At 76.6% G+C, this 6,788-nt stretch carries 1 protein-coding gene; it reads right to left on the minus strand.

Features of this window, described 5'->3' with window-relative positions:
- Positions 1 to 2: 2 nt before the first annotated feature.
- Positions 3 to 6,788, minus strand: a 6,786-nt coding sequence (locus ACFVXK_RS28500) for an SDR family NAD(P)-dependent oxidoreductase (RefSeq protein WP_389616787.1), incomplete at its 5' end; no start/stop codon positions are given.

Below are 6,788 nucleotides of genomic sequence, written 5' to 3' on the forward strand. Positions count from 1 at the left end.
GGTCAGGAGATCCCGAACTCCTTGCCGATGAAGTCGAACATCTCGTCGTCCGTCGCGGTGTGGAGCCCGTCCGCGACGCCGCCGGTGTCCGCCTCCTCCTGGCCGGCGGGCGCGGCCCACCGGTCCAGCAGCCGGCGCAGGTGCGCCGTGACGGTCTCGCGCAGGCCGGCGTCGTCGGTCTCCGTGTCCCGCAGCCGTGTCTCGACCCGGTCGAGTTCGGCGAGCAGCCCGGTGACGTCGGCGTCGGCCGGTGCGGCCTCGGCCTCCAGGTGGCCGGCGAGTTCGGCGGGGGTGGGGTAGTCGAAGACGAGGGTGGACGAGAGCCGCAGCCCGGTGTCCTTGCCCAGCCGGTTGCGCAGCTCGACGGCGGTCAGCGAGTCGAATCCGAGGTCGCGGAGCGCCTGGCCGGGCCGCACCTCCCGGGCCGAGGCGAGGCCCAGGACCGCGGCCACGTGCTCGCACACCAGGTCCAGGACCAGGGTGCGCCGTTCGGCCGCCGCGAGGCCGGCCAGCCGGGCCGCCAGATCCCCTGCGCCGGTGCCGGACGGGCCGGCCGCCGGGTCCGCTCCCCCGCCGGCCGCGGGGCGCCGGGCCGGGAGGCGGACCAGGGAGGTGAGCAGGGCCGGCAGGCTGCCGGCCGCCGCCTGCCGCCGCAGCTCCGCCTGGTCCAGGCGGACCGGGACGAGCGCGCTGCGCGTCTGGGCCGTCGCGGCGTCGAAGAGGCCGAGGGCCTCCTCGGTGCCCAGCGGCAGTACGCCGCTGCGGGCCATCCTGCCCCGGTCGGCCCCGGTCAGCCGGCCGGTGATGCCGCTGCTCTCGTCCCACAGCCCCCAGGCCAGGGACACGGCCGGCAGGCCGGCGGCCCGGCGCTGGCGGGCGAGGGCGTCCAGGAAGGCGTTGGCCGCCGCGTAGTTGGCCTGGCCCGCCGCGCCGAAGACACCGGCGGCGGAGGAGAACAGGACGAAGGCGGAGAGCTCCATGTCGCGGGTGAGCTCGTCCAGGTGCAGGGCGGCGTCCACCTTGGGGCGGAAGACGTGGTCGATCCGGTCCGGGGTGAGGCTGGTGAGGATCCCGTCGTCGGTCACACCGGCCACGTGCACCACACCGGTCAGGGGGTGTGCTTCGGGTACCGAGCCCAGCAGCCGGGCGAGCGCCGCGCGGTCGGCGGCGTCGCAGGCGGCCACGGTGACCCGGGCACCCAGGGCGGTGAGCTCCGCCTCCAGTTCGGCCATGTCCTCGGCGGCGGCGCCCCGGCGGCCGGCGAGCAGCAGGTGGCGCACCCCGTGCCCGGTCACCAGGTGCCGTGCGACGTGCCGGCCGAGCAGGCCGGAGGCGCCGGTGACGAGGACCGTGCCGTCGGCGGTGAAGGCGGGCGCGGCCTCGCCGGGGGCGGGCGGCTGCCCGGTCCGGGCGAGCCGGGGGACGAGGACCGTGCCGCCGCGGACGGCGAACTGCTCCTCGCCCGGGACCGGCGGGCCGGCCGGGGCGGACGGCGTGGACAGGGCGGACAGCGCGAACAGGGCGCGGGCGGACGCCGGATCCCGGTCGAGGTCGACCAGGACGATGCGCCCCGGGTGCTCCGCCTGTGCCGAACGCACCAGCCCCCAGACGGCGGCCTGCGCCGGGTCCACCTCCTTGTCCCGGTCCTCCTCCCCCGGGCCCCCGGCCGCGACGGCGTTGGCGGTCAGGACGGCCAGCCGGGAATCGGCGTACCGGTCGTCGGCGAGCCAGCGCTGGAGCAGGTCCAGGGTGCGGTGGGCCGTGGCGTGGACGCGGGCCACGGGGTCGTCCCGGTCCGGGTCCACTGCGACGGCCGCGAGGAGGACGGCGGGCGAGGGCCGCCCGGCTCCGTCGGCCGGTTCCGCCAGCTCGGGGCGGAAGACGACGTCCAGGCCGGACTCCTCCAGCGCCGCGCGCAGACCGTCGTCGCCGCCGACGAGGGTCCACGGTTCGCGCGGACCGTCCACGGGGGCCTCCGGGGTGAGGGGAAGGGGGGTCCAGTCGATCCGGTAGAGCGAGTCCGGCGCCCCGTCCGCCCGCCCGGCCCGGGCCAGCTGCTCCGCCGTGACGGGCCGCAGCACCAGGGAGTCCACGGAGGCCACGGGACGGCCGGCTTCGTCGGCGGCCAGCAGGCACACCGCGTCGGGCCCGGCGGGGGTGATCCTGACGCGCAGGGCGCGGGCGCCGGTGGCGTGGACGGTCACCCCGTTCCAGGCGAACGGGATCCGGCCCCGGCCGGCGTCGGGCAGCAGGCCGCCGAGCCCGATCGCGTGCAGGGCCGAGTCCAGGAGGGCCGGGTGGACGCCGAATCCGGCGACGGCGGTCTCCTCGGGCAGCCGTACCTCGGCGTACACCTCGTCGCCGCGCCGCCACAGCCCGTGCAGGCCCTGGAACACGGGCCCGTACCCGAAGCCGAGGGCGGCCAGGGCCTCGTACGCGCCGCCGGTGTCCAGGGGCTCGGCCCCGGGGACCGGCCATGCGGCGGGGGCGGAGTCCTCCCGCGGCCCCCGGGCGTCCACGGACACCACACCGGTCGCGTGGCAGGTCCACGGCTCGGTGGCGTCGGCGGTCTCGGGGCGGGAGTAGACGCCGACCGTACGGTGCCCGGTGGCGTCGGGCCCGCTGACGACGGCCTGGAGCTGCACGGCCCCGTCCTCCCGGAGCAGGAGGGGCGCGCCGAGGGTCAGTTCGTCCACCCGGTCGCAGCGCACCTCGTCGGCGGCGCGGAGCGCCAGGTCGACCAGTGCGGTGCCGGGCAGCAGGACGGTGTCCATGACCGTGTGGTCGGTGAGCCAGGGGTGGGTGGCCGGGGACAGCCGGCCGGTGAGGAGGGCCCCCTGACCGTCGGCGAGGGGCACGGCGGCCCCCAGGAAGGGGTGCTCGGCGTCCACGAGCCCGGCGGCGGCCACGTCGCCGGCCGGTGCGGCGGGGGCGAGCCAGTAGCGCCGGTGGTGGAAGGCGTAGGTGGGCAGGTCGACGGGATGGCCGGCCGGTCCGGTGCGGAGGGCCGCCCAGTCGACGGGGGTGCCGTGGACGTGCAGGCGGGCGAGGGCGGTGGTGACGGCCAGGTCCTCGGCGCGGTCGCCGCGCAGGACGGGGACGACGGTGACGGCCCGCTCGTCCACGAGCTCCTGGGCGAGGGCGGTCAGGACGCCGCCGGGTCCGATCTCCAGGAAGGTGGCGGTGCCCTCGTCCGCGAGGGTGGTGACGGCGTCGGCGAAGCGGACGGCCTCACGGACGTGGCTCACCCAGTAGTCGGCCGAGCAGAACTCCTCGGCGGCAACGGCCCGGCCGGTGAGGGTGGAGACGACGGGGACCTTCGGCGGGTCGAAGGAGGCCGATGCCACGACCTCCCGGAACTCGGCGAGCATGGGGTCCATGAGCGGGGAGTGGAAGGCGTGGGAGACCGCCAGGGCCTTCGTCTTGCGGCCGTCGGCCGCGAGCCGGTCCACGACCGACGCCACGGCATCCTCCGCGCCCGAAACCACCACGGCGGTGGGCCCGTTGACGGCGGCGATCCCCGCACGGCCCTCCAGCCCGGCCAGCAGCTCCCGCACCTCCTCCTCCGAGGCCTGGACCGCCACCATCACGCCCCCCGACGGGAGGGCCTGCATCAGCCGGCCACGGGCGGCCACCAGCCTCGCCGCGTCCTCCAGCGACAGCACACCGGCCGCGTGCGCGGCGGCGAACTCCCCGATCGAGTGCCCGGCCAGGAAGTCCGGGCGTATCCCCCAGGACTCCACCAGCCGGAACAACGCCACCTCGACCGCGAACAACGCCGGCTGGGTGAACCGCGTCTCGCCCAGCAGCCCCGCGTCCCCGCCGAACACCACCTCCCGCAGAGGGAGTTCCAGATGCCCGTCGAAGTGGGCACAGCACGCGTCGAAAGCGTCGGCGAACACCGGGAAGGCCGCGTGCAGTTCACGTCCCATGCCCAGGCGCTGGCTGCCCTGCCCCGAGAAGAGGAAGGCGGTCCGGCCCGGTTCGTGGCCGGTGGCGGGGTCGGTGCTGCCGGTGACGAGGAGGGGTGCGGTGCCGGCCGTGTCCTCGTCGGCCAGGGCGTCCAGGGCGTGGAGCAGTTCGGCCCGGCCGCTGCCGAGCAGGGCCGCGCGGTGCTGGAGGGCGGCCCGGCCGGTGGCCAGGGAGAGGCCGATGTCGGCCGGGGTGGCGTCCTGCTGCCCGGGGTGCTCGGTGAGGTGGGTGCGCAGACGGCGGGCCTGGGCGCGCAGGGCGGTGGGGGTCTTCGCGGACAGCAGCCAGGCGACGGCGGTGCGGCCCGTGTCGGTGGCCGGGGCGTCGCCCGGGGCGTCGACGGTGCCTTCGTCCTCGGCCGGGGCGGGGGCCTGTTCGATGATCACGTGGGCGTTGGTGCCGCTGACGCCGAAGGCCGAGATCCCGCCCCGGCGGACGTGGTCCGCGGACTCGGGCCAGGCCACGGGGGCGGAGAGGAGCTCGACCGCGCCGGTGGACCAGTCGACGTGCGGGGTCGGGGAGTCCACGTGGAGGGTACGGGGCAGTTCCGCGTGCTGCAGGGCCAGGACCAGCTTGATCACGCCTGCGACGCCTGCTGCGGCCTGGGTGTGGCCGATGTTGGACTTCAGGGAGCCCAGCCACAGCGGCCGGTCCGCGTCGCGGTCCTGGCCGTAGGTGGCGAGGAGGGCCTGGGCCTCGATCGGATCGCCGAGCCGGGTGCCCGTGCCGTGGGCCTCGACCGCGTCGACGTCGGCGGGGGCGAGGCCCGCGTCGTCGAGGGCCTGGCGGATGACCCGTTGCTGCGAGGGCCCGTTGGGGGCGGTCAGGCCGTTGGAGGCGCCGTCCTGGTTGATCGCGGAGCCCCGGACGACGGCCAGGACCCGGTGGCCGTTGCGCCGGGCGTCGGAGAGCCGCTCCAGCAGGAGCATGCCCGTGCCTTCGCCCCAGCCGGTGCCGTCGGCCGCCGCGGCGAAGGCCTTGCACCGGCCGTCGGGGGCCAGTCCGCGCTGGCGGCTGAACTCGACGAAGATGCCGGGGCCGGACATCACGGTGACGCCGCCCGCGAGGGCGAGTTCGCATTCGCCGCGGCGCAGGGACTGGACGGCCAGGTGGAGGGCGACGAGGGAGGAGGAGCAGGCCGTGTCGACGGTCAGCGCGGGCCCCTCCAGGCCGAAGGTGTAGGCGAGGCGGCCGGAGACGACGCTGGCGGCCCGGCCGGTGAGCAGGTAGCCCTCGACCCCTTCGGGGGCCTGGCGCAGGCCGGAGGCGTAGTCCTGGCCGTTGGAGCCGATGAAGACGCCGGAGCGGCTGCCCTTGAGGGTGGCGGGGTCGATGCCGGCGCGTTCGAAGGCCTCCCAGGTGGTCTCCAGGAGGAGCCGTTGCTGGGGGTCCATGGCGAGGGCTTCGCGCGGGGAGATGCCGAAGAAGGCGGCGTCGAAGTCTCCGGCGTCGTGGAGGAACCCGCCCTCGCGGGCGTAGGTGGTGCCGGGGTGCTGCGGGTCGGGGTGGTAGAGGGTTTCGAGGTCCCAGCCGCGGTTGTCGGGGAAGGCGGAGAGGGCGTCCTCGCCCTCCGCCAGGATCCGCCACAGGTCTTCGGGGGAGGTCACCCCGCCGGGGAACCGGCAGCTCATCGCGACGATGGCGATGGGTTCGTCGTCGGCCGGGCGGGCGGCGCCGGCCGGGGCGGCCGGGCCGGCGTGCGGGCCGCCGAGGAGCCGGGTGTCGAGGTGGGCGGCGAGTTCGGCCGGGTTCGGGTAGTCGAAGACGACGGTGGTGGGCAGCCGCAGACCGGTGGCGCCGGCCAGCCGGTTGCGGAGCTCGACGGCGGTCAGCGAGTCGAAGCCGGTCTCGCGGAAGGCCCGCCCGGGCGGGACGGCGTCGGCGCCGGAGTGGCCGAGGACCGTGGCGGCCTGGGTGCGGACGAGTTCGACCAGGGCGCGGAGCCGTTCGGGTCCGGCGAGTGCGGCGAGCTGTCCGGCGAGCCCGGCGCCGCCCGCCGCGGGGCCGTTCGCCGCGGTGGACGCGGTGGCGGCGTCGAGGATCGCGCGGGCTTCGGGGAGGCGGTGCAGGAGCGGGTAGTCGCCGGTGTGGGCGAAGGCGCGGACGAAGCGCTCCCAGTCGATGTCGGCGATGGTGACGGCCGTGTCCTGGTGTTCCATGGCGCGGGCCAGGGCGGCGATGCCGAGGTCGGCGGGCATGGGGAGGATGCCGCGCCGGGTGAGGTGTTCCTCCGCGTGGCGGCCCATCATGCGTCCGCTGCCCCAGGAGCCCCAGGCGATGGCGGTGGCGGGCAGGCCCTGGGCGCGGCGCTGGTGGGCGAGGGCGTCGAGGTGGGCGTTGGCGGCGGCGTAGCCGCCCTGGCCGCCGTTGCCGACGGTGCCGGCGATGGAGGAGAACAGGACGAAGAAGTCGAGGTCGTGGCCGGCGGTGAGTTCGTGCAGGTGGACGGCGGCGTCGGCCTTGGGGCGCAGTACGTGTTCCAGCCGGTCGGCGGTCATGCCGTCGAGGACGCCGTCGTCGAGGGCTCCGGCGGTGTGGATGACGCCGGTGAGGGGGTGTTCGGCGGGCAGGGAGGCGAGGAGCTCGGCGAGGGCGGTGCGGTCTCCGGCGTCGCAGGCGGCCAGGGTGGCGCGGCAGCCGAGGGCGGCGAGTTCCTCGCGGAGTTCGGCGGCGCCTTCGGCGGCGGGGCCGCTGCGGCTGGTCAGGACGAGGTGGGCGGCTCCGGAGCGGGCCAGCCAGCGGGCGACGTGCGCGCCGAGGGTGCCGGTGCCGCCGGTGACCAGGACGGTGCCGTGGGGGCGGGCGAGGGTGTGCTC

It is taken from the genome of Streptomyces sp. NPDC058157, assembly GCF_042884105.1.
GTDB lineage: Bacteria > Actinomycetota > Actinomycetes > Streptomycetales > Streptomycetaceae > Streptomyces.